The organism is Mesobacillus boroniphilus, assembly GCF_018424685.1.
GTDB classification, from domain to species: Bacteria; Bacillota; Bacilli; order Bacillales; family Cytobacillaceae; genus Mesobacillus; species Mesobacillus boroniphilus_A.
The window spans coordinates 1495148-1518825 of the sequence record NZ_QTKX01000001.1; the positions used below are offsets into that span (position 1 = coordinate 1495148).

A 23678-nucleotide genomic window follows, 5' to 3' on the forward strand; every position below is an offset into this window, starting at 1 on the left:
TGAAGACGGGATAAAACACTGAACTAATAACTTTTTCGAAATTTCATTTTTAAATTTTATCATGTCCCAGTAGCTCAGCAGGATAGAGCAACAGTTTCCTAAACTGTAGGTCGGGAGTTCGAATCTCTTCTGGGACGCTTAAAAACCTTGATTATAAATCAAGGTTTTTTTATTTTATATATCCCTTCCTCCCATCCAACGAACATTCATCCTTCTTGTTCAGGCTTTTTCTTGACAGCTTGTCGCCTATTGATCCGAAACCTGTCTAGATTCCAGCTTTTTCTTGACAGCTTTTCGCCTGGTGATCCGAAACCTGTCTAGATTCCGGCTTTTTCTTGACAGCTTTTCGCTTGTTGACCCCAAACCTGTCTAGATTCCGGCTTTTTCTTGACAGCTTTTCGCCTATTGACCCCAAACCTGTCTAGATTCCGGCTTTTTCTTGACAGCTTTTCGCCTGGTGGTCCTGAACCTGTCTAGATTCCGGCTTTTTCTTGACAGCTTTTCGCTTGTTGACTCCAAACCTGTCTAGATTCCGGCTTTTTCTTGACAGCTTTTCGCTTGTTGACTCCAAACCTGTCTAGATTCCGGCTTTTTCTTGACAGCTTTTCGCTTGTTGACTCCAAACCTGTCTAGATTCCGGTTTTTTCTTGAAAGCTTTATGCTGGCGGTTCCTTCTATATATGATGCAAAATCCTCCTTTATCTTCCAAACGGTGACTTTGAATTTCTCACTCTTCATGTTGTAAACTGTTTCTCCTTTTGTTTGAGATCTTCCATTATGATGGTGTCACCAGCAATTGAACCTTTATGTCTTGCATTGTTCCTTGTATTTAAAAAGTTGAGCACTAAATAAGAGTATTTATTAGGTAGTTGGAACTAAACCCCTATTAAATGCGTCTATATAGTTGATAGGACTAATGGTTGCAATTACTATATCAATCTAATGAACGAGGATTAATTAAGTTGGTTTGTGGTATTTATACACCATGAGCAAACTAGCAAAAGGGGAAGTGACAGATGAAAACCAAAATAAAAGAATTACCTTATTTATTGGCTTTGCTGGTAATGCCAGTACTGGGCTTAATTTATAAAATATTGAATAACAACCCACGAGAAGCTGTAATCCTTTCGACAGATATAGACAATAAGATCCCTTTCCTTCCAATCTTCATTTTACCGTATATCATTTGGTATGCTTTTATATTGGGGTATCTAATTTATTTTTGGTTTAAGGATACGCGGGTATATTTAAAAACATTGACTATGATTGTCGTTGGGGAGTTAGTATGTTTCGTCATTTACTTCTTCTTCCAAACAACCGTACCACGCCCTAACCTTGTTGGTGAAGGAATCTTTATAGAGCTTGTTGGCATGATTTACAGCCATGATCAACCATATAATGCTTTCCCCAGCATTCATGTATTAACTACTTTTGCCATTATTCTTGGCAACATTAACATTCGCAACAAACATATCACCCATTCGATTTTCGTACCGGTAATGGGTTCGTTGATTATTATTTCTACATTGTTTGTTAAACAGCACTATATACTTGATATGTTCGCATCGATGTTTTTAACTTCATTTATTTATGGAATTGTCTTTGAATTATTTGAATTTAAAGTTGCCGAAAAAGCAGATACGGTATATGTAAAAGATTGAAATATCTGCTTCATACAAAAGAGCTGCGAGTGCAGCTCTTTTTTATTGCATTAGAATTTATTGTTATTTTTCGATATCCTCTTCGCTTCTCACATCAGGTTTAACGGGATATAGTTCTTCAGACGCTACCGTTTGATATTGGTAACCCGTATTCCGATATTGCCATAAACTTTTGCAAATTGCGTTATTTTGCTCCACTTGCTTTGTTCCATACTTTTTTCTGTAAAACAAAAGATATCATACCAATAAGCAAGACAACAATTATGCTAATAAAGAAGCCCATACGAATGCTCTTTTCCATTATCGTCCCGCTAACAGCAGCAAGAATAAGGGCAATCCCTATAAAAGAAATGATCTTCCCCCATGGTTTCAATTCAAGTAATTTCAAAGCCGAAAGAATAATGAAAGCCCAATTGAATAAAATCAGGATTCCTGCTGCTGTAGTAATGTACTCATAAATTTTGCCCGGAAGCAGCAAGGCTGTAATGATTGATGCAATTAAACCAACCACTGCCAGTCCCAGCGATGGAAGGGGAAGCTCTTTCAACTTTTTAATTTTCTTGGCGAAGACCATCGGAGCATCTCCATCAGCAGCTAGCGTAACGAGCAAAGTGGTCACTCCAAACAACGAAGCTGTCATGGTTGAAAAGCCTGCAATGATGATCGCTGCGTTGAACACATGAGGAAAAAAGGCTAGTTTATATGACTCAAGGGCTGTAACAAATGGACTTTCTTTATGGTGAAAGGCACCGTGTGCTGCCATAATGACCGCAAGCCCCAAAGCAAGCACGTAAATGATAACCAGTAAAACAAGCATGATAACTCCCGCTTTCGGAGCGTCTTCTTTATTCTTCAACCTTGTTGCCATCAGGCCTATTACTTCGATCCCTCCATATGCATAAAATGCATATATCAGCGACGACCAGAATCCTTTAAAGCCTTCAGGAAACAGCTTTTGTGTAGAATTTGGCACAATCACTTGTTTCGTTTCTAAATCAAACCAGCCAAACAGAGCCGCCACAGCAATTAAAATGAACATTATAATGGCAGCCGTTTTAATGATGGCTAAAAAATCTTCTACCTTGTCAAATCCCTTATTTCCCGTAAGGACAACACCTATAGAAAGGATGGCATAACCAGTAGCGAAAAGCCACAAAGGTATATTAGGAAACCAAAATTGTGACAAAATTGAAAGAGCAGTAAGCTGGCTTCCCATAATCAGGATATTGGAACTCCAATAATTCCATCCACAACTGAACCCGGCCCATTGACCATAAGCCTTCTTTGCATAATAGCAAAACGAGCCATCTTGAGGATCCTGAGCTGTCATTTTTGCCAATAAATTATAAACGACATATGTGCCAAAAGCAGCAAGGAGGAAAGAAAATACGATGGATGGGCCGGTAATTTTAATCCCAATAGCTGATCCAAGAAAAAAACCAGTTCCAATCGTACATCCAACACCAATTAGTGACAGTTGCCACCATTTCAAATCTCCCTGATTTGAACTATTTCCGCTTCCCTGCTTTGATGATGGCAGGAAATAATCCATTGTTTTACCCCCTTCCTCAGCAAGTATTATCATTCGAGAAACAACTGCATTTTATGTGCATACTAAGAAGGCTAGAAAAAAGCCGAGTCTCAGGGACTCGACTTTGCTTATATTATTTCTTGCTTTTATCTGATTCGGAGTTATTACTCAGTCCAGTCATTGTTCGATACATCTGAGTGTACATACTGCCTTGCACGATGTTTTCCAGAAAGAATTCCCCTATGAGCTTTTTATACTCCTCGTCCTCAAACATCTTTTTGTTTTGTAGCTCCATTTCTGCCAGTCCCTCATATGTGGATATTAATGCATATGTATGGTCTTCGCCAGAAATCGGCGACAAAAGCTCCACCCTGTGGTCATATTGCTCATTCCGGAAATTTTGGATCAAACGCAAATTTTTGATACCGCCTGGAAATTTATCCTGTTTCATTTCAAATGTTTGAATAACAATAACTGACATATCCTATCCCCCTGTGACGTAATCGATAGGATTAGATTTTTCCTAAGTTAGACAATCTATACATTATCAATTCCAGGGCTATCTGCCATCAAATTCCCCCACCAATTCACTGGTCACCTACAGCGTAATTGGGATGGCATTGTATAATGAGAAATTATATTTGTTTTTCAAATAAAGTATTCCGATCATTATATTTTGTCATCAATTTTAATAAGAGAAAATTTAAAACCAAAATGATTACACCTATTAAAGCAAGTAAATAAGGCTTAATGACAAGAAAGCCCGTTGCCTGGCCTATGAAGAGAACCATAATAGGTAGGATGAGGATTCCACCGAGCTGCTGTGCCTCCTGAAACCCTTTTGCCCTAGCGGAAACGAACACATTCACCAGGATTGTGAGGATTGTAATCATTGGGACAACCCATAACATCAGGATGATCCAGTTTGCATTTGGGAATATGAAATAACCAAACATATTGTAGGTCAAGCTTATAGTGATAACTCCAAACAGAAAGAAGCTCACCCAAGTTATAATAATAGAAGGAATTAATGCTGCAAGTACTTTTCCAATAAATAATTCCCTGACAGTAATAGGAGAAAACAACAGTGTTTCCAAGGTCCGTTTTTCTTTTTCACCAACAAAGCTATGAAGGGCAATCAACATAGCATTAAGTGTCGGTATAAGCAGAAAGATCGAACCAAGCAGGTAATTCACAACGACGAAAATAATTTGGTGTTTCATGCTTGGGAGGCTGCCTATCACTTCCCCGCTCTTTGTACCTTTAAGACCCTCTACAACATTATCTACTAAATCAATCAAATCTGGGGACGAAATTGGTACATTCTTAACCAAAAGAATAAAAGCTAACGGAAAAATCACCGAGAAAATCAATGGCAATAAGATTAACCCTAACCATACCTGAGCCGAGCTGGTTATTCCTCTAATATCTTTAGCAGCTACAAGCCATATTAACTTCTTATTCAATTACCCCACCCCTAATCTTAAAGTATAAGGATTCCAAATCGTTATTTTCAATCTCCACATGGTGTACCCAAAAATTACTGATGATTTTTTGAAGCAGTGGGGTTATATGTTCACTTGAAGGCAATAAAAATTGCAATGTATTTTTATCTTTTATTAAAACAGGATATCCGCACCAATGAGCCTCAGAAGGCAACAAATTTGTAATAACATTTAACTTAATTTGGCTGACATACCTTTTTTGAAGTTCACTTATAGTACCAAAGTCAGTTATCTTTCCGTCATTTAGAAAAAAGTATTCCTTACATACATGTTCTAGTTGGTGCAAAATATGTGAACAAAGAAATATTGTCGTTCCTTCCCGCTCATTTAAATCCTTGAGAAATTTAAGCACCAATTTTATCCCCTCAGGATCGAGTCCATTCGTAGGTTCATCGAGAAAAAGGAGTTTAGGCTTATGCAGGATCGCCTTGATGATTCCCAACCTTCGTTTCATCCCTGTACTATAAGCACCAACTTTTTTATGCATGTGCTCATCAAGTTCAAATTCCTCCATTAAAAGGTGGATTTGCTTTAAATCAAAGTTTCCATATAGTTTGGAAAAGAAGATTAGATTATCAAGTCCAGACATTTCATGATATAGACCAGCATTTTCAGTTAGAATTCCTGTTGCCTTCCTGACTGAATCTCCCTCAAGCCCCGGGTCCAAGCCGAGGATTGACAAATTTCCGTCTGTTTGGTTGATGACACCGTTCATAAGGCGGATCATAGTTGTTTTCCCAGAACCATTTGGGCCAAGAAGACCTACAATATCTCCATCTTTTACACTCATAGATACGTTGCTAAGTACCACTTGATCACCGAAATGCTTTGAAACCGCATCCAGTTCAATTACATTTTGCGACATTCTGCTCCCCCTATTTGCTTACCGTTTTTTCATAAGACGTCTAAAATTGAAAATCGTTCAATAAAGTTTGAGTTTGTTTTTTGGAAGATGAAAACGTGTTAGCCGTTGTTCACTAGCCTAACCTGCCAACACTTGCTCCTTTAAAGATCGTAAAAAAGGACCAGTATCCACGACTAGTCCTTCATCTTATTTTCTACAATTAGCTCTATTGATGACTCAGTTTTAAAGAACTTTAATTTTTCAGGCGTCAACCTGCTCTATTGGTGACCTATTTTTCCATAATCTTGATTTTTAGGACACCAATAGGCTTCATTGGTTACCTATTGTTACAGAATCTTGATTTTCAGGGCACCAATAGGTTTTTTTGTGACTCAATTTACCATTATCACTACTAGTATATCGCTTCTTATACTTCTCTTCTCATTGCCTGGAGCACATCTACTTTTGTAGCTCGCTGTGCTGGACGAAGGCCTGAGAGAATCGTGACAAGATAGCAAATGATGAAGCTGATGATTGGCAGCGTATAAGGAATATGACTAAATATCAGACCCTCTGGGGGTTCTTCACCGAAAGCTTGCTTGATAATCAGAGGCAGTCCAAAGTTAACGATAATACTGATAGCATAGGCGACAAGTGTTCCGAGTGCTGCTCCGATTAGTCCTATATAGCTGCTTTCAAGCAGGAATATTTTTTTGATTGTCTTTGGATTAGCTCCAATTGCTTTCATGATCCCTATGTCAGGTGCCCTTTCTGTAACGGCCATAGTCATTGTGTTATAGATTCCTATCGATGCTATAATAATGGCAATCGTCCCTATAAAAATCAATCCTGCCTTTACGATGGTGAACATGACATTGACATCTTTAAGTTCATTAATGACCGAATAGGAGGGGTAATTATTTTCTTCTAATTGTGCAGTGATGCCTTTTATTGCTTCCATATCTTTCGCGTATATCTTTACTTGATCATATTGATCCGAAGGGATGTCTGGCAGCTCCATGTCAGGATTGTTAGGATCCTTCAACATTCCTCGTGGAGTACCCGTAAATTCCTCAACCTGCTTAAGAACTCCTTCGGAAACAAATACAATACTATCGTAAACCCAGTCTTTTGTTGGCTTCTTGCGGATTCCTACTACTGTTACTTCTAACGGTTCTTTTATCTCTTTTCCTTCTTCGACCTTAATGACATTCATGGTAATATTTTTGCCGATCAGTTCCCCTTTATAGCGGAATTCCTCTTTGATTTGCCCCTTCTCATCATACAATTCCTCAGACAACTCTTTATTAGGACGAAGGTCTTCAACAAAATGGTACCCAACAACCACTTCATTTTCTGCTTTTGGAAGCCTGCCTTCCGAAAGTTCAAGTCCTGCTTTTGTTTCAGATGGCATATGGGCAACTACGGCTTGGGCTGATGTCTGGTGTTCCCCCACTTCGAACATATAATTCTGCAGGTTTTTCCGTCTTGTTACAGCTTTGACATCCTCTATTTCTTCAAAGTAAGCAACATCCTCATCCGTCAACTGTTTGAAGCCATTATTCGGCTCCTCTTTCCCTGGGACTTCAATCTCTGTCACGATTCTTCTTTCTAATGTTTCTTTTACGATTGATTTATGAAGTCCAAACCCCACTGATGCAAGCACGATCAGGAAAGCTACGCTCATAGCCGTGGCAAGTATGGTCATGAACAACCGAGTCCGGTTCTTTTTCATATTCTGCCTGACGAATTGAAATTGATCTTTAAGCCTCATTTGCAAATACCTCCTCTACAACTTTGCCATCCCTTAATTCAATGGTACGATGGCCAATTTGGGCAACCTTGTCATCATGGGTAATGATTAAAAATGTAATGCCAAGCTCTCTGTTTAATTTAATGATGAACTTAAGTAAATCTTCTTCTGTTTCCGAGTCCAGACTGCCGGTTGGTTCATCAGCAAGAATGATTGGCGGATTGACTATAAGTGCGCGGGCAATACTTACCCTTTGCTGCTGCCCACCGGATAGTTCGCCAGGATAATGATCCTGATATTCAGATAATCCCACCATATCAAGGATTTCACTTGTACGTATTTTCCTTTCTCCCTCTTTGACTCCTTTTAAAATTAGAGGCAGCTCTACATTTTGATAGGCTGTCATACTTGGAATCAACTGAAAGCTTTGAAAAATGAATCCCAGATGCTGAATCCGGAAATCGGCAAACTTTGTTTCGTTTAGAGCGGATGTCTTAATGCCATTGATTGTGATTTCTCCCTCTTTTGGCCTTATAAATCCGCTGACAAGGTTGAGGAGTGTTGATTTTCCTGAACCGCTCCTTCCTACAATGGTTACAATTTCTCCTTTTTTCACTTTAAATGAAATATCCTTCAACACAGGAATTATCGTTTTTCTTCCTTTTTTGCCGATTTCAAATTCGTGGCTCAAATTGTTTATTGAAATCATCGACACACCTCTTCTACAAAATATTTGAATAAATTATATTTTTTTCCATTAATTTAGCCGAAAAAAATAGGCGATGGTTAATCGCCCAAATAGAACTATTAGGCAGGGTACTTTTCTGACATAACTTTTTTTAATTGTTTTCGTGCTCTGTGGAGACGTGTTTTGACTGTGCCTGATTTAATATTCAATTTGCAGGCGATTTCATCCTCTTTTAACCCGTATTGGAACCGCAATACCAACACTTGCTGGTACTCACTCGTCAGTAAGTACAGCATATGTTGAATTTCTTCTTTAAACAGGATGATTTCAACTTCCTTTTCAAGCGATAGATTGTTATCATAATCACTGAAAATTTGCTCCATAATGCTTTGGTCAGAAGGAAGCCATTTTCTTCTTTTCTCTGCCCGCAAATAATCAATTGCTGTCCTTGCCGCGATTGCCGCTAACCATGAACCGATTTTATGAGTATCTATGATGGTATCTGCCTTTTTATATGCCTTTATGAAAGTCTCCTGGACTACATCCTCTGCCAGATGTCTGTCTTTAGTAATGCTGAAAGCAATTTGACAAAGTTTTTTTCCATGGATCCTATAAAGTTCATCAAAATCAATCTTAGCCATATCCATCCCCCCTTGCCCTGCTACTAACTTTGCAAGCTTTGCTGCTTACAATCTTTGTCTAGTATTTTTACTTAAAATGCTCTTTAATAAATGCTGGTACATCTTTATCGCTAAATGTCCTAATCTCTTTGTAATTCCCCATTTTGTATACGAAAATAGCTGTATACGGCGCTTCATTAAACCATCCATAACCTGCATTCTCAATAGCTGCTAGCACTTGGTCATGATTATTCAGTTTAAGTGCGTTTTTATCGTTCATAATACGATTAACTATTTCCTCTTCAGGATATTCCTTAAATTGTTCCTGTTCTATTGAATCATTTGTTACGACAATATAGTCTATATCATCAGGCGTCACGATTGCTTCTTTCAGCATGTCGTTTTCCTCCAGCCATGAGATGAAGCTCTTATATGAATGCTTTAACTCAATATGGTCGTAATCGTTTATGCCAGACATAATTTCAATCGTTGACCGGTTACCTATTGGATATAAATCAATAGAAAAGGATTCTTGCTCAATTTCCTTTTTCAAGATCCCAATAACTTGGTTGATTTTCTCCTTGTCGGTAATCGTCAATGGGCTGTCAGTAATGTGCTTGTTTATTCTAATTGAGGTAATGTCTTCAGTATTAATTTTAAAAATTGGCTTATGTGCATGCTTATACTCCAGTGATTCATAAATCCCTCTCATATCGGATTCGTAGTCGAATCGATCGATAGTGTACTGGCGAACCACTTTATTACCATTTTTCAACTCATAGATAAAGAGAGCGAATTCCTGGGATTCCATTCCTTGTTCATTCATTTTCTCATTCTTAATGATGCTTTCATGGAACTTTCGGACAGCTTCAATATTTTCTGGCTGGAATAATGGTTTTGGAGCTAGTCGCTCTTCCTGGTCCATATAAATAGTATTTGCATACGTTACACTTTTAATTTCATCAAGTGCAGGTACCTTTTTTTCATAAGGAGAGAATGCTTGAGTGATCAGGATCAAGACCGCCATCGCAACAGCGAAATAACCCAGTCCTTTTACCCTTCCAAAAACTCTCCATGTCTTCTGAAGAACCATCTCGGCAACGAAATATCCGATTACACCACCGGATGCATATCCAAACATCAGCCAGGCAAATTCATTCTGCATCGCATCAAAATACATGCCACCGAGAAGCATCATGCAGAAAGCAGCTCCGTATTTAAAAACAACCTTTAACCCATTAAAAGCGATTGCTTCCGACGCAGCTTCTATTTTCCTTTTCTTATAGATAAATAGGGACAGGAAATATGAAATCAACACAAAGACTGAATATAAGAGAACAGCCTTTGCAGATATTGTCTGGCCCTCTAAAAAAGATAGATGGGTGATAGGTGAAAGATATTCTATATTCCTGATTTGATAATAATTACTAGGAAAACCATACAGCATTAATCCAAGATTATAGATGATCAGCAAGGTGAATCCAGCCGGAAACAAGAGCATAATATACGTCAAGACGCCCTGTACAACTGAGATTCCTGTGACCATTGCTATAAATACTCCTGACAGGAAAAATACAGCGTTAAATAAAATGACGATTCCTGTCCATCTGAAAATGTCCTCAAGCTGGAAATATAAATTTAAGTCATAGGTACTGTGAATAATGGCTGTAAGCAAAGTAATCAAGATTACAGGAATAATCAGAAACACAAAGCCTGTCAGTGTATAAAAGTGAAAAATATGCTGCCGTTTCAATGGCAGACTGTGGATTAAATCCGCTGCCTGCTTGACGTGCAGGAAACGATACAAAAAGATTGCCATAACAACTGGTACTGTAATGAACATAATGAACTGTACAGCAAATTCGAAATCAAATAATCTTTGCACCGGCATGTAATCCCTGTAATTCTTTTCCGAATACAGCATCATAATTCTTAATGGTATCTGGAAAAATAAAACCAGGAAGTAAATGACAGAAATCCAGCCAACATTTCTTCCAACCTGGAGGATCATTTCTTTGTTAAACAATGATGTTTTTGATCGCATAGCCGATATCCCCCATTTCATATATAAAAATCTCCTCTAATGTCAAAGGGAGGATATCAAAGATAACAGGCTCAGTCTGATTGATAACCTTCTCGATTTCAGCCTCTTTTCCCCTGATAATGCACACCATGACACTCCCCCTTCTTTCGCAGTGAAGGATTGACAGGTGATTTTCCAGATGCTTGGGAGTTTCACCCCTATATGCTACCTGAACCTTATGTATATCAGATTTGAGGTCATCAAGGTCTTTTTCCAGGAGAAGTAACCCATGATGCAATATTCCAATGTGATCGCAGATATCTTCAATTTCCCGCAAGTTATGGGATGATATCAAAATCGTCATTTCCCTGTCTGCTACATCCTGAATCAAGAGGTTCTTAACCTTTTTCCTTGCCACTGGATCCAATCCATCCATAGGCTCATCAAGCACTAGTATTTCAGGCATTGTAGATAAGGCGAGCCAGAAGGCAGCCTGTCTTTGTATACCTTTTGAAAATGTGTGTAATTTTTTGTTCATGCTGAAGCCGAATACTTCGGCTAATTTCATAAATCTGGCTTCATTCCATGAAGGGTAAATGCTTTTATAGAACTTCGACATCTGCTTGACGGTGTACTGTGGAAAGAAATAAGGCTGGTCTGATATGTAAAATATCTTCTCTTTTAAACCTTGATTTTCAAAGATCGCCGAACCTTCTAAAAGCACCTTCCCAGAATCCTGTTTATAAATTCCAGCAAGCAATTTAATGATAGTTGTTTTACCTGCACCATTGGACCCGATCAATCCGTATATTGATCCTTTATTTATAGTCATATTGACGTTTTTTACGGCCTCTTGTTTTTCAAATGTTTTATTTATCTCGATCATTTGAATCATCTTGCCCGCTTCCCCCTTTCAACACATCATTTCTTCTAATCATCTCATGCAGCTCTTCCACAGGAATGCCCAGGTACAATGCTTCCTGCAGCAGTTTTTCCAAATCCTGCTTCACTTGCAGGATTTTATCAGCATCTTTGCCAGGGTCCATTGGATTGACAAAACTTCCCTTGCCTTTTAATGAATATATAAATCCCTGTACCTCAAGCTCCCTATATGCCTTTTGAATTGTATTTGGGTTTATTGTCAATTGCTGTGCCATTTGCCGCACGGAAGGCAATTGTTCATCAGGTTTGAGCACTTCATTAATGATCAGCTCTTTCATCTTATCTACTAGCTGTTCGTATATCGGTTTTCGGCTTCTCAGGTCAAGCTCAAACATATTGACCCCCTATCTGTACTAAGTGTACTATTATTATTAATACAGTTAAATTATATGCCAACCTCTTCCAAAAAGATAGGGGATAAATTCTTAATAATTTCTTAAGAAAAATTAAGAAATCGATATCTATTTCTCAGCATTGGAATAATGGTTAAATTATCTATTTAGTGTAATTTTACACAATAACTAAACGTTTTCACAAGGTTTTAAAATAAAAATAATTCGACATAAAAAAGCACCCTAGTGTTGGCTAGAGTGCTTTTTTATAGTCGATAAAATCTCCCTTTTCTTCTGGTTCCTTTTGAAAAAGGCATTTATCTAAAACCTTTTGTGATGCCAGATTATTTTTGGTCGTTTTCGCGCGTAATTCTATTAGGCCAAAATCCTTAGCCTCTGACATAAGCAGTTGCAGCCCTTTTACAGCAGCCCCCTTGCCAGTGTATTGCTGTCCTACCCGATAGCCGATATTGCCATATTTCTTCACCCAATCAATATCGACAAGGTTCATTCGGCCGATTATTTTTCCATTTTCGTCTTTGATTAAATAAAACAGAGACCTTCTATCATCCTGTTCTTCCAATAACTCTATCAAAATTTCACTAAAATCCTCATACCGGAAGTACGAATCAGGCCTGGGAGGAACAAACTGTTCAAAAAAAGCCTTGTTTTCTTTTTCAAACATAAACAATGGCTTAACATCATTCAATGACAATAATGATAAATAAAGGTTCATTATTTTTATCCTTTCATCACAGGGTGTATGTCAGTATTGATTGCTGGTTTTACTTTCATGCCAAATAGGAAACGAAGAACTGGAATTCTTTTAATAAACAATTGATAACTCAAAATAATTATGAAAAAGGATAAGCTGATTAATACAAGCAGCTTAATGGCAATGGGCCAGTCATATTGATAGATCAAAAAGCCTAAAAGCACTATTACAGGTTGATGCAGGATATACATGGGCATCGAAAACATTGTATTAAAATTGAGAAAATCGTTCTTTCGTTGAAAATATTTATTAGCTAGATAAAAAAACAATAAAACACTATTAAAGCTACTCAAGACCTTAACCGTTGTAAACAAAAACGATAACCCTCCAGCCTGTTCAGGCATTCCAATTATAAACCACTTGGTGTAAATAGCCGACATGATTACAGCAAGCACTGAAATCGTTATCCAATGTTTCGTAAGGAATTTATTAAAGCTGTCATTTGAAAAATAGAAAAAACCGATTACAAATGAGGCTAAATAATATGGGATTCCCCAACCGCCAAGACTTACGAAGTTAAAGAAATGAGTAATCAAAATCAATACTAGCAAAATAAGTAAATAATGAACCAGATGAAAAGAGTCCTTTTTGATCTTAATTCTGCTTATTAATGGCAGGGTTAAAGCTGAAAACACCAGAAGGACTAGGAGGTACCATAAATGGAGCCCTACAAAAGCAAAATTGCCAGTCCCCCCTATTTCCAAATAAAGTCCATCAAAATATGCCGGTAAGAATGACAGAAATGTACCAGAAAATTGCTGATGTGAGACACGTTCGATATACACTTGCGGCGGGCTTAAAATGAATATACCAAATATAAGAGGTACTCCCAGCTGAATGAAACGTTCCTTTAGAAATTCTTTTCCTGTCCTTTTTCGAATTGCATATTTTGTACTAATTCCAGACAGAACAAAGAAGATCGGCATTATCCATGTGCCGACAACCAGACTGAACACCAGAATGTAACTTGAATTTATCATTTCATTCTTTATATGCCATGGAAATGGGTTGAAGAACATTGAGCAATGGTATAGGAATACCATGTACGTAGCAATAACCCTCATCCAATCCAAGTCGTTTCTCCTTACAAAAACCATGTTTAACCTTCTTTCTATATCAGAACATACTTTGATTATTCTCCAGAAACTGTCCATCTCCTTTTTTTATTTCCAAAAAACACCACCAAATCCAAAATACATTAAACAGGACCAGCTTAACCATAATAAAACGGGAGGTGAAGAAGTTGAAATGGTTACTGACAATTGGACTTATTCTTTCTAGCAGTACAGCAGAGAATCATGATGAAATCGATGTAGTTTGGGATGGTGAATCCGTTGTAGAGGTTCAGCGATCAGACTTTTCGATTCCATGGTTTGGTTATCCAATCCTTAACCATACGATGCTGGAAACATTAAATAAACAGCTTTCTCTTCAGATTAAAAAAGAACCGACAAATGCCGGGTTGGATGATTATGGAAAAATCATACCTGAAGATGTAGGGTTCATTCTCGATGAAAAAAAGTTCAAGAAAAAATTCACTGCAAGTTTTTTTGAAAACCACCATGCACGAATAAAAGTCCCTACATTGCCTGTATATCCAAAGGTTGACAGCGAAATTATTGCTAGCATTCGATCAAATTTAATTGGCCATTATATAACCTATTTCAATAGCGGTAACAAGGAACGGACGCATAACATCAACTTAGCCGCAGAAGCAATTAACAACCATGTTGTTTTTCCTGGGGAAACCTTCTCCTTCAATAAAGTTGTCGGCAAACGTACCGCCTCACGCGGCTATCAGCCTGCACCTATAATTGTTAGAGGAGAATTGTCAGAGGGAATTGGCGGAGGTATTTGCCAGGTATCTTCAACACTATTTAATGCAGCTGACCGCTCTGGCATGAAGATACTCGAACGATATTCTCACAGCAAGCAGGTTCCCTACGTTCCTCCTGGCAGGGATGCAACTGTCAGTTGGTATGGGCCTGATTTCACATTTAAAAACAAATACAACCAACCCATTCTGATCAGGGCAAAAACTTATCCTGGTAAAATGATTGTAATGATTTATTCATCCGATGAAATCAATATAGAAAAACGCAAAATTCCCAGTACGGATAGTAGTAATATAATACCTGAAGAGGCCATATGATAAGAAAAGCGCAAGCGCCTTGGTCAGCCCCGACAAGCGCTGGAGGGCCGACCGGTAAAGTCGTCTTTGACTTTATTGGGCGGACCGAAGCGACTCGAGGGGCTAGGCGCTGGAGCTGGACAATTCTCGAAGTGAAATTTATACTTTCTTCTCTCGTAATAAAGGAATCCTTGCAAAGCAAGGATTCCTTTTATTTCACAGGAAAACCTTTACATATCAGTAAAACTTTACGTACACTATTGGTAATAGATGGCTTTTACATAATTATATTTTCATAGGATGTGAGATACTTGCCTAAAAAAAAGAATACAACACCAATTAGGGTTAATATTCTGTTCTTTTCAGTCTTTATTCTCTTTTCAATGCTGGTTCTCCGCCTCGGCATTGTCCAAATTGTCCATGGTGAAGACTATAAACGGGAAATTAATCGGAAGGAGGATGTGACAGTCAATAACCCTGTCCCACGCGGTAAGATGCTAGACAGAAACCATAAGGTAATCGTCGACAACAAACCACTAAATGCAATTACATATACAAATGAGGGTGCTTCCCAGAAGGAAATGCTCCAGGTGGCAGCAAAACTGGCCAAAATCATTGACCAAAAAACAGATAAAGTTCGAGAAAGAGATAAGAAAGATTTCTGGATCATTAAAAATCCAAAAGAAGCAAAGAAACTTATTACAGAAAAAGAAATGGTTCTCTTCGAGGAAAAAAAGCTTAAAAACAAAGATTTATATAAATTGCAGCTTGAAAGAATCACAGATAAACATCTTTCTGAATTATCAACGCAAGATATTGAGGAGCTGGCAATATTCAGGATCATGAACAGTGGATATAAATTCACTCCTCAGATTATCAAGAATGACAACGTCAGTCGGGAAGAATTTGCCATTGTTAATGAGAATCTTGAGTTGCTGCCTGGTGTAAATGCAACTACAGACTGGGACAGAGAATACAATTATGAAGAAACTTTTAAACCTGTATTAGGCAGGGTCACAACCAGTAGTGAAGGACTGCCTGCAGAACGAATCGATTATTTCATGTCCCGCGGTTACACACGCAATGACAGAGTAGGTAAAAGTTATTTGGAACTGGAATATGAGGATATTCTGCAAGGAAAAAAAGAAAAAGTCGTCAATGTGACAGATAAAGCCGGAGAGCTCATTGAAAAAGAATTAGTTTCAGAAGGCCAACGAGGTAAAGACTTAATTCTCAGCATCGATATGGATTTGCAAATCGCCGTTGAGGAAATCATCGCGAAGGAATTATGGGCAGCAAAAAGCTCTTCAGGAACAGGTTTACTTGACAGGGCATATGTTGTCTTAATGGATCCCAAGTCTGGCGAAGTATTGACTATGGCTGGAAAGAGAATAGTTAAGGATAAGAAAACAAAAGAAGTTTATTTAGAGGATGATGCTCTTGGAAACATACTCAATACGTTTAATGTTGGATCAGTTGTCAAGGGTGCGACCGTTTTGACAGGGTATAAAACTGATGCCATCTATCCAGGAAAAGAATTCGATGATCGAGGGTTACAATTCAAAGATACACCTTTGAAAAAGTCCTATAGTTATTTAGGTACGCCCAATGACATAGAAGCTTTAAAATTATCGTCAAATGTCTATATGTTCCATACGGCGATTAAAATCGGAAATGGCGTTTACCGTTATAATGACACACTAAACCTTGACCCGTTAGTTTGGGAGAAAATTCGTAATTCATTCGCTTCATTCGGTCTGGGCATTCGCACTGGAATAGACTTACCGAACGAACAAACTGGAGCTAAAGGTGCCAACCAGCCGATAGGAAAAGTACTAGATTTGGTTATCGGCCAGTATGATACATATTCAACAATGCAACTGGCCCAGTATATTTCAACCATTGCCAATGGAGGTTACCGTATGCAGCCTAGAATAGTTAAAGAAATACGAGAACCAGCCATGAATGGTGAACAACTTGGACCTGTATACATTTCCTTCCCTCCAAAGGTGCTTAATGAAATTGGTATGGAGCAGCAATGGCTGGATCGTGTTCATACTGGCTTTAAAAAAGTGATGCAGGAATCCGGAGGTACTGCCTATCGATACTTTGGTAACGCCCCCTATTCACCTGCTGGAAAAACTGGAACAGCGGAGGCATTCTATGATGGACCACTAAGGAAAAAAGATGAGCCATTGATGCAAACAATGAATCTAAGTCTTGTTGGTTATGCACCATCAGAAAATCCTGAAGTCGCAATGGCTGTTATGGTCCCTTGGGCTTACCAGGGCAATGTTGACCACGGAGCTAATAAAAAAATTGGCCGTGCTGTGATGGATGCCTATTTCAACCTAAAAAACGGAGTAAAGCAATCTACTGAAGAAGAATAAGAAAAGCTGTGCCATAGGCACAGCTTTTCTTCATTCATTTTACAATTCTTTTGCAAGAGAAGGCTTGTTCATTTCAAGACTTTCAAATGCAGCACCAATCTTTTCTTCACCCTGTGCGAACTTTTCATCGGCAGCTTCCAAGGCTGGAGCATCCTTCTTAAGCTCTTCTGCTTTTAGTTGATAAGATTCTGCGATATCTGTGAGTGCAGCTTCAAGATCCGCTGTTTGATCTTTCAATTCTGCAGGTACTTCAAGGCCTTCTACCTTTGCAGCAACTGCAGCTGCAGATTCACTTGCTGCTGCCTTATCTTCAGCTGTCGGCTCATCTGCCCCTTCATATGCATTTAGATCAGCATCAGCCTCGTTGATAGAGCTCACAAGGCTCATGTAGAATTTGTACATAACACTCTTAGGATTAGCAGCTGGCTCAGCAGCCTTTTCTGTTTCTGTCTTTTCAGGTTGTGCTTCTTCTTTTTCCGCTGCACATGCAGTCAAACCGATTGCGAATGTGATCGCTGAAAGTAAAATCCAAAACTTTTTCATACTTATACTCCCCTTCAATCTATATATGCCGCTAAATGTGAAAACTGAATTTCACACAGCTTTTTCATTATAAAGGGATTATTTAACAAATTCAAATTTTTAATGGTCTACTTTATAAAAAAGTCCCCATTTGCCAAAAAGCAATAACGCATTACTTTTTCACCACTTTAGCATGATAATGAATTCGTTTGTGTCAGTTTTAAATTCATACGTCTTCTTAAACCCCAGGTTTTCATACAGTTTAATTGCCCTTTTATTAAAATTAGCGACAGTCAGCCTAAAAATCGAATGTGAATTTAAAGTTTCAAGTTCATTTAGTACAAATGAAAAAAATACATAACCATTCCCTTTTCCAGTTAACTCAGGATGCATTCCTACTCCTACATCAATTGCTCCTTCGGTATATGCACCTAATTCCCTTCCTGTCGGAACCTGGGCTGAATGACCATTGCAATAAAACCCAATCAACGCCCCAGTTTCGTCCTCTACCGCTAGATAGCCTTCATGGACTAGTTCATTTATAGAAGATTCGGTAACTTCATTGTTATATAAATCATACGGTGGATCATATTTCCAGCTTAAGATTTCTGCCGCAAGCTCTCTCGTCATTTTAATGCTAAATAATTTCAAGTCTCTTCCTCCAAATCTATTTATCATAAATATTGTCTTATAGTTATTTCACATAAAGAAATAATAACCTTTAATTTTTGTTGTGTGGGTAATTTTTTTTTACATATAAAAATCCTTTTTACTAATTTGTCATATTTTCGTAATAAAACATGTTTAATAGTTTCCTCTGCGGGAATATAAGAAGTAACAAAACAAAAACAATTAATGACAGGAGCGATTACATAATGATCACTACATTCGCATTACTTGGAGGAGCTTTCGCAATCGCCGCTGGATTGAATTACTTCGCAGTTAGTGAAAATGCATTTATAGATGACGAAGCAACCAACTAAAGAGACGCTGCTATCAGCGTCTCTTTTTCTGTGGATTTTGAACTTTTTTTGTATTTTTGATCCTGTGCAGGAAATACTAGAATGGAAGAGAATTAGTTAAACATAAGCGTCTAGCCTCATATCTATTAAGGAGGTATGTAATAATGCAGACACCAGATATATTATCAGGTGAACAGGTCAGGTTGTGTAAAATTAAAGAACAGGATCTGGACACATGGTGGGGCCTAATCCACAATGACGAACATCCTGAATGGAAGAAGTGGGATGCACCTTACTATCCTCTTAGGCGAGAAAGCCTTGATAAATTTAAAGAACAAATGACGAACCTCATTCATCAGGGATATGACAGGAAGTACCTCATTAAAGTAGACGATGAAATTATCGGAATGGTGACATATTATTGGGAACACGAATCTTCACAATGGCTAGAAATCGGGATTGTCATTTATCTGCCTGAATATTGGAATGGCGGGTATGGAACAGAGGCATTAAAAGTATGGATAGCTCACCTTTTTGAAACCTTCCCTATTCCTAGGATTGGCTTTACAACATGGTCCGGCAATTCCAGGATGCTTACGGTCGGTAAAAAACTAGGAATGATGGAGGAGGCTCGCATCAGGAAATGCCGACTCTATAACGGGAAATACTATGATTCCATAAAAATGGGATTACTAAGGGAAGAATGGGAATCTCAGCAACAATAATGATTTGGCGCAATATTAGCAACCCTTTTAAAAAGTCCTATGCTATCAAAAAAAGGTAGAAAAAGCTTGTGGAGCCAAGCCTTTTCTACCTTTTTTTATTTTATTTCATCTCAATTTTCCAGGCAGAATGATACAAATTTTCCTTAAAGTATTCTGGACATATAGAATTCATCTTTATATTGGCCATCGACAAGCAATGAATCCTTCTTGGTTCCTTCTATTTCAAAGCCCATCTTTTTGTATAATTCGACTCCTGCCAGATTCTCTGTCATCACTGTTAGTTCCAATCTATGAATGCTAACTTCCGTCCCCCAGCTAAAAAGCTCTTCAAAAAGTCTTGTGCCAATACCTACACCACGAAAACCTTCCTTAATACCAATAACCAGATAAGCTGAATGCTTATTTCTACTGACACTTCCTCCTTTTGCAATTAAATAGCCTGCCAGATCATTATCATATTCAGCCAGGAAAATATTTGAGTTTTTTTCAGCTCTAAAAGTCTGAATCATTTTCCTCTGGGCCTCAGGATTGAACTTCCTTTCACCAGGACCAAAAAGCATGAAATCTGTAGTACTTTCTACTTCTTGAATGAGTTTTGCAAAATTCTCTGTATCTCGTTCTTCAGCTTGACGTATTTTCATATAAAATCTCCTCACCATCACTCAGTATGTAGTTTTTATTTTTATAATCATTCAAAAAAACAGAGGGGAAATCCTCTGTTTTAGGAAAATATGCTCTTAATGCTATCAATTAATTCTTTAAAGAAGTTTGATACTGATTCGAGAAAGCCCTTATCTCCAACTGCTTCCTCGATTCTCTTTTGGATATCAGTAGAAAGGTTTTCTAACTGATTTTTAACATTGTCAAAATTGATGTTTAGATCGCGCATTTTATTGAACAAGTCAACGAGAAGCTGTCTGTCTTCTGGACTAAGCTGAATTTCAAGGGACTTTAGCTTTTCATCGATAATTTTCTCGATATCCTCCTTTGTTGCTGGGTTTTGAGCAGCAATTTCTTTTTTAATTTCTGTCAGGAGTTCACTCACTTTATCCTGGTCCAGCCCCTCTTTTTTAGCTAGTTTTGTTGCCAGGTTCAATTCTTGATTGGCAACTTCTGTTCGATCCTTATCGAGGGCAGTTCCTTCACCCTCATCATATGCCTTATAGATTCCCACTAGTGCAGAGTGACCGGTGACCTTGACAGGTGAGACGACATCCACGATTGCGTCTTCGATTCCTGCTGTCAACAGTGCGTTGGCATACATTTCATCAGTTACTTCAGTAATATTTTCGGGAGTGACCTGGTTGATCACTAGCCCCTCTCCGGTATCCTTCCTGATAATCTTGGCAGAAGAGTACATATTCGAATGTTCATCGCCGTCAATATAGGTTACAAGATCTTTTCCTGTTACGACGATTTCTTTAACTTTTGAAGGATCTTTGACCCCTAGCAAATTCCTGACTTCATCTTTTTGCTTATCAGAAAGTGCTTCCCCATACACAACAATCGGGGGTCCGTATTTCTCGTTAATGACATCCTCATCATTGTCATTGGAAGCGAGCACTGGAAAAGCTGCACTTCCAATGACAAAGGTAAATAGACTGACTAATGCTGCGAATTTAATTAAGCGTTTTACAATCATGTTTGTTTCTCCTTTTCTTTGAATGGCTGCTTTCATAAACTTTGCTGCTTATCTCAGCAATGATGGCCTACTAGCCTCTAGTAAAATACTTAAGATTCCTTACCCTCTTCAACCTGGAAAGCTGGAACATAAATTCATTTTCTTATGTTCTAATCTAGCTGTCTAATAATATGCCTTTACCCTTCACTGACAGAACATAAAAATCTCCTTTCAACTGTTCCCCTATTATTACGATCTTTTTCGTATAAAGGTTTCAATTATAAAGAAACTCCTATATAGGAAATAGGAGTTTCCATACGGTTTAGTTTTTCTAAGAAGTCTGATTACTTCTGATAAACCTCATTTTCGTTTAAAAATCTAAGGTCCTCCGTAGATTGACCACCGCTGCCAAAGCCATTATTATCCGGATATGACGGATACTCAATGGTACCGTTCTTTGATATTGATTGCCATCCGAAGTAATATTGAGTTGGTGGAAAAAAGCCAGCAAAAAAAGGATCCGGCTTCATTGCTTCCATTTGCTGATTTTCTGCTTCCACGTATTCTTGCCACTCTGGTGGAATTGGAGAGTAACCGTACGATTGCTCTTCAACCTCTGCTCTGAAATCCATTTGGACACCTGGATCATATTGATGCTTCCCCTCGGTGACTGAATAACCACGTTCTTTAATCAAATAAAACGTTAAATAGTCCAAATTGTTTTTTGGATGCAAATTCCACATTATATAATGTGTAGCCGGATCATCAGGTTCTATTTTCCAAATTAGCGGCATGTTTCCAGTAGATAAGCTTGTTAATTGCCACTCGTGTTTTTTCCACTCCCACAAGCTTATACCATGACTTTCCGTTTTAGTGGTAAAAGGAATATACACATGCTCATCATCAAGAAAGATGCTGTCCTGTATTTCCGCTATGTTGATTCTATTATGACGATTCATCAAGGTATCCTTTATTTTTTCCTTGTCAGGAAAGGTTGCTGGAGGAGCAAGATAGAACCAATAAACCATTCCGCCAGTAAGAATTATGATAAAAACAAGAAGCAAGAGTACATTTTTGCGTTTCACGTTACTCCCCCTTCTTCAACAATGTTTTTTCAGCACGAAAGTATACTTGTTTCTGGTCTGTTGAGATCAAAAGTCCTTTACCATCTCGTTCTACAAAGATCTTTGTATGGAGACCGCTTCCCCATCTTGCTTCAGTCCCAACAAGCAGATATGGGAATCTTTCTTCCAGCTTTGAACGTTCAATTCCAGCCTCAAAGGCTTCTTGATACCATTGTTCACTATATACTGGTTCTTCTTCGATTCGATCTATTTGAACATGAAAAGAGTTCCGATCTAATATTTTATCGGCAGCAGACGGGTGCGTTTTAATAATGAATCCTTTGTTGATATCTGAAAGATAGGTTGATAACTCACTGTTAGAATAAATGCCTGAATGCATTAGTGGAAGAATTAGCGACACTGCTAAAAATATATAATTGGCGAAGAAACCTAACCATGCATATTTCCGATACTTATCCCAGCTTATGCCTTCATCTTTCCGTGAATAGATCCCATATAAAATCCATAAACCAAGCGGAAGAATCGCTAATTTTATCTGCTGGTCCATATATGGCAGATTTATAGAAAATGAGAATAAGCCCAGGAAAATAACAACCGTCATTTTCCATATTTTTGGTTTTATACTCTGCTTGCTATATATACGCCATGCCAAAATAAAAATAGCACCCCATGCCAATAAATTCAAAACAACCCCCGGAGCGTTCATATGTTCACCTCAACTTCTATACTATTTGATCCTACCTGAAAACATTGATCATAAAATATTTTGATAGCGCCATGTATTCTCTTGTATATGATTTAATTACTGCCTGAATTGGTGTCTTTGCAGGTAACCCATATATCATCAATTCTTCATTGTCTGCAATCATCTTAGCCCGAAAAATATGGAAATCGTTCGTAACCACTAAGCCATTTTCTGCTTTTTCAGGAATGAGATCTTTAGAAAATCGAATATTTTCGTATGTGTCAGTAGACTTGTCTTCAAGGAATATCCTTGATTCCTCGATTCCATATTGCATTAGTTCCCTTTTAATACATTCGGCTTCTGATATGTCTTCACCTGGTCCTTTGCCACCTGAGGCAATTGCAATAGTATCGGGGTTTTCCTTTAGATACTTTGCTGCGTGGTCAATCCTGTATTGCAGAGCCAACGAAGGAACAGTTCCTTTAACGCGAGCTCCAAGTATGATCATATAATCAGCCTTCTGTGGGACATCCATATTAGCATGCTGAATAATTTTGAAATGGAGGTAACCTACATAGAACATAGAAAAGAGAAGTCCAGTTACCAGAATTTTTTTAATTACAGGTTTATCTTTCATTTTTGATCCAATCCTTCCAATAGCTACTCTAATATTACCATCCTTTACCATAAAAAGTTTGCAATTTTCTTTAAAAATTGGATAACTTGATAAAAAATAACAAAACTCGACTCATTATTATAATAAATCTACGGCAGTTTTTCTTATCAATGTGTTTGTTGGTGTTTCTTCACTTTCTTTGCCGAAAGTCATCTAGTTTTGTCAGCAAGAAAGGAATAGCAAAAGAAAGGGCGAAATTTCTACTAT

At 38.0% G+C, this 23678-nt stretch carries 23 protein-coding genes and 1 tRNA gene; 5 read left to right on the plus strand and 19 right to left on the minus strand.

The window, feature by feature from the left end; genetic code table 11:
- Nucleotides 1–63: 63 nt before the first annotated feature.
- A tRNA-Arg gene (locus DYI25_RS07560) sits at nt 64–137 on the plus strand.
- A gap of 879 nt (nt 138–1016) precedes the next feature.
- Nucleotides 1017–1661, plus strand: coding sequence for a phosphatase PAP2 family protein (locus DYI25_RS07565; RefSeq protein ID WP_213367792.1), 645 nt, complete (start codon nt 1017–1019; stop codon nt 1659–1661).
- Between the two features lie 184 nt (nt 1662–1845).
- Here the strand turns inward: DYI25_RS07565 and DYI25_RS07570 are convergent, their stop codons facing one another.
- From DYI25_RS07570 to DYI25_RS07625, 12 genes are all read right to left on the minus strand, one after another.
- Nucleotides 1846–3213 (minus strand): amino acid permease, encoded by a 1368-nt coding sequence (locus tag DYI25_RS07570; RefSeq protein ID WP_213367793.1) that lies wholly within the window; start codon nt 3211–3213, stop codon nt 1846–1848.
- Between the two features lie 112 nt (nt 3214–3325).
- Nucleotides 3326–3673 carry a hypothetical protein gene (locus DYI25_RS07575; protein ID WP_213367794.1) on the minus strand — a complete coding sequence of 116 codons (348 nt, stop codon included), beginning with the start codon at nt 3671–3673 and terminating at the stop codon, nt 3326–3328.
- 154 nt (nt 3674–3827) lie between these two features.
- Nucleotides 3828–4658, minus strand: coding sequence for an ABC transporter permease subunit (locus tag DYI25_RS07580; protein WP_213367795.1), 831 nt, complete (start codon nt 4656–4658; stop codon nt 3828–3830).
- Nucleotides 4651–5562, minus strand: coding sequence for an ABC transporter ATP-binding protein (locus DYI25_RS07585; RefSeq protein ID WP_213367796.1), 912 nt, complete (start codon nt 5560–5562; stop codon nt 4651–4653). The genes DYI25_RS07580 and DYI25_RS07585 overlap by 8 nt, the downstream gene beginning before the upstream one ends.
- A 406-nt stretch (nt 5563–5968) precedes the next feature.
- Nucleotides 5969–7315, minus strand: coding sequence for an ABC transporter permease (locus tag DYI25_RS07590; RefSeq protein ID WP_213367797.1), 1347 nt, complete (start codon nt 7313–7315; stop codon nt 5969–5971).
- Nucleotides 7305–8003 carry an ABC transporter ATP-binding protein gene (locus DYI25_RS07595; RefSeq protein ID WP_213367798.1) on the minus strand — a complete coding sequence of 233 codons (699 nt, stop codon included), beginning with the start codon at nt 8001–8003 and terminating at the stop codon, nt 7305–7307. Before DYI25_RS07595 ends, DYI25_RS07590 begins: the two co-directional genes overlap by 11 nt.
- A 98-nt stretch (nt 8004–8101) precedes the next feature.
- Nucleotides 8102–8623, minus strand: a complete 522-nt coding sequence (locus DYI25_RS07600) for an RNA polymerase sigma factor (RefSeq protein WP_249745279.1) — start codon at nt 8621–8623, stop codon at nt 8102–8104.
- A 67-nt stretch (nt 8624–8690) separates the two neighbouring features.
- Nucleotides 8691–10646 carry a DUF6449 domain-containing protein gene (locus tag DYI25_RS07605; protein ID WP_213367799.1) on the minus strand — a complete coding sequence of 652 codons (1956 nt, stop codon included), beginning with the start codon at nt 10644–10646 and terminating at the stop codon, nt 8691–8693.
- Entirely contained in the window at nt 10621–11520 is a 900-nt protein-coding gene (locus DYI25_RS07610; protein ID WP_213367800.1) for an ABC transporter ATP-binding protein, read from the minus strand. The genes DYI25_RS07605 and DYI25_RS07610 overlap by 26 nt, the downstream gene beginning before the upstream one ends.
- Complete coding sequence (locus tag DYI25_RS07615; protein WP_213367801.1) at nt 11495–11902, minus strand: GntR family transcriptional regulator; 408 nt, start codon at nt 11900–11902, stop codon at nt 11495–11497. The genes DYI25_RS07610 and DYI25_RS07615 overlap by 26 nt, the downstream gene beginning before the upstream one ends.
- 250 nt (nt 11903–12152) lie before the next feature.
- Nucleotides 12153–12635 (minus strand): GNAT family N-acetyltransferase, encoded by a 483-nt coding sequence (locus DYI25_RS07620; RefSeq protein ID WP_213367802.1) that lies wholly within the window; start codon nt 12633–12635, stop codon nt 12153–12155.
- Between the two features lie 5 nt (nt 12636–12640).
- Nucleotides 12641–13747, minus strand: a complete 1107-nt coding sequence (locus DYI25_RS07625) for an acyltransferase family protein (RefSeq protein ID WP_274609492.1) — start codon at nt 13745–13747, stop codon at nt 12641–12643.
- 170 nt (nt 13748–13917) lie between these two features.
- Here DYI25_RS07625 and DYI25_RS07630 point away from each other — a divergent pair, with 170 nt between their 5' ends.
- Together DYI25_RS07630 and DYI25_RS07635 are read left to right on the plus strand one after the other, a co-directional pair.
- Nucleotides 13918–14826, plus strand: coding sequence for a VanW family protein (locus tag DYI25_RS07630; protein WP_213367804.1), 909 nt, complete (start codon nt 13918–13920; stop codon nt 14824–14826).
- Nucleotides 14827–15188: 362 nt separating this feature from the next.
- Nucleotides 15189–17195, plus strand: a complete 2007-nt coding sequence (locus DYI25_RS07635; protein WP_213369476.1) for a peptidoglycan D,D-transpeptidase FtsI family protein — start codon at nt 15189–15191, stop codon at nt 17193–17195.
- 39 nt (nt 17196–17234) lie between these two features.
- Here the strand turns inward: DYI25_RS07635 and DYI25_RS07640 are convergent, their stop codons facing one another.
- Together DYI25_RS07640 and DYI25_RS07645 are read right to left on the minus strand one after the other, a co-directional pair.
- A complete protein-coding gene (locus DYI25_RS07640; RefSeq protein ID WP_213367805.1) occupies nt 17235–17738 on the minus strand; it encodes a hypothetical protein in 504 nt (167 codons plus the stop codon).
- 159 nt (nt 17739–17897) lie between these two features.
- Nucleotides 17898–18368 carry a GNAT family N-acetyltransferase gene (locus tag DYI25_RS07645; protein ID WP_249745280.1) on the minus strand — a complete coding sequence of 157 codons (471 nt, stop codon included), beginning with the start codon at nt 18366–18368 and terminating at the stop codon, nt 17898–17900.
- Nucleotides 18369–18843: 475 nt separating this feature from the next.
- Between DYI25_RS07645 and DYI25_RS07650 the strand changes: the two genes are divergently transcribed.
- The gene (locus DYI25_RS07650; protein ID WP_213367806.1) at nt 18844–19404 is read left to right on the plus strand and encodes a GNAT family N-acetyltransferase; all 561 of its coding nucleotides are present in this window, start codon (nt 18844–18846) and stop codon (nt 19402–19404) included.
- 143 nt (nt 19405–19547) lie between these two features.
- Here the strand turns inward: DYI25_RS07650 and DYI25_RS07655 are convergent, their stop codons facing one another.
- The 5 genes from DYI25_RS07655 to DYI25_RS07675 all read right to left on the minus strand — a co-directional run bounded on the left by DYI25_RS07655 (nt 19548) and on the right by DYI25_RS07675 (nt 23432).
- Nucleotides 19548–20045: a GNAT family N-acetyltransferase gene (locus tag DYI25_RS07655; protein WP_213367807.1), complete on the minus strand. Its 498-nt coding sequence runs from the start codon at nt 20043–20045 to the stop codon at nt 19548–19550.
- Nucleotides 20046–20125: 80 nt separating this feature from the next.
- Nucleotides 20126–21046: a DUF1002 domain-containing protein gene (locus tag DYI25_RS07660; RefSeq protein ID WP_213367808.1), complete on the minus strand. Its 921-nt coding sequence runs from the start codon at nt 21044–21046 to the stop codon at nt 20126–20128.
- Between the two features lie 323 nt (nt 21047–21369).
- Nucleotides 21370–22110, minus strand: a complete 741-nt coding sequence (locus tag DYI25_RS07665) for a hypothetical protein (RefSeq protein ID WP_213367809.1) — start codon at nt 22108–22110, stop codon at nt 21370–21372.
- A 1-nt stretch (nt 22111) separates the two neighbouring features.
- Complete coding sequence (locus DYI25_RS07670; RefSeq protein ID WP_213367810.1) at nt 22112–22795, minus strand: hypothetical protein; 684 nt, start codon at nt 22793–22795, stop codon at nt 22112–22114.
- 52 nt (nt 22796–22847) lie between these two features.
- A complete protein-coding gene (locus DYI25_RS07675; protein ID WP_213367811.1) occupies nt 22848–23432 on the minus strand; it encodes a YdcF family protein in 585 nt (194 codons plus the stop codon).
- Nucleotides 23433–23678 lie beyond the last annotated feature (246 nt).

Bases quoted from the DNA above. Each gene is read 5' to 3' on its own strand.
- DYI25_RS07595 (WP_213367798.1), bottom strand. From the start codon at position 8,003: ATGATTTCAATAAACAATTTGAGCCACGAATTTGAAATCGGCAAAAAA.
- DYI25_RS07660 (WP_213367808.1), bottom strand. From the start codon at position 21,046: ATGATTGTAAAACGCTTAATTAAATTCGCAGCATTAGTCAGTCTATTT.
- DYI25_RS07565 (WP_213367792.1), top strand. From the start codon at position 1,017: ATGAAAACCAAAATAAAAGAATTACCTTATTTATTGGCTTTGCTGGTA.
- DYI25_RS07575 (WP_213367794.1), bottom strand. From the start codon at position 3,673: ATGTCAGTTATTGTTATTCAAACATTTGAAATGAAACAGGATAAATTT.
- DYI25_RS07640 (WP_213367805.1), bottom strand. From the start codon at position 17,738: ATGAAAAAGTTTTGGATTTTACTTTCAGCGATCACATTCGCAATCGGT.
- DYI25_RS07675 (WP_213367811.1), bottom strand. From the start codon at position 23,432: ATGAAAGATAAACCTGTAATTAAAAAAATTCTGGTAACTGGACTTCTC.
- DYI25_RS07615 (WP_213367801.1), bottom strand. From the start codon at position 11,902: ATGTTTGAGCTTGACCTGAGAAGCCGAAAACCGATATACGAACAGCTA.
- DYI25_RS07650 (WP_213367806.1), top strand. From the start codon at position 18,844: ATGCAGACACCAGATATATTATCAGGTGAACAGGTCAGGTTGTGTAAA.
- DYI25_RS07600 (WP_249745279.1), bottom strand. From the start codon at position 8,623: ATGGCTAAGATTGATTTTGATGAACTTTATAGGATCCATGGAAAAAAA.
- DYI25_RS07635 (WP_213369476.1), top strand. From the start codon at position 15,189: ATGCTGGTTCTCCGCCTCGGCATTGTCCAAATTGTCCATGGTGAAGAC.
- DYI25_RS07620 (WP_213367802.1), bottom strand. From the start codon at position 12,635: ATGAACCTTTATTTATCATTATTGTCATTGAATGATGTTAAGCCATTG.
- DYI25_RS07590 (WP_213367797.1), bottom strand. From the start codon at position 7,315: ATGAGGCTTAAAGATCAATTTCAATTCGTCAGGCAGAATATGAAAAAG.
- DYI25_RS07605 (WP_213367799.1), bottom strand. From the start codon at position 10,646: ATGCGATCAAAAACATCATTGTTTAACAAAGAAATGATCCTCCAGGTT.
- DYI25_RS07585 (WP_213367796.1), bottom strand. From the start codon at position 5,562: ATGTCGCAAAATGTAATTGAACTGGATGCGGTTTCAAAGCATTTCGGT.
- DYI25_RS07570 (WP_213367793.1), bottom strand. From the start codon at position 3,213: ATGGATTATTTCCTGCCATCATCAAAGCAGGGAAGCGGAAATAGTTCA.
- DYI25_RS07610 (WP_213367800.1), bottom strand. From the start codon at position 11,520: ATGATTCAAATGATCGAGATAAATAAAACATTTGAAAAACAAGAGGCC.
- DYI25_RS07655 (WP_213367807.1), bottom strand. From the start codon at position 20,045: ATGAAAATACGTCAAGCTGAAGAACGAGATACAGAGAATTTTGCAAAA.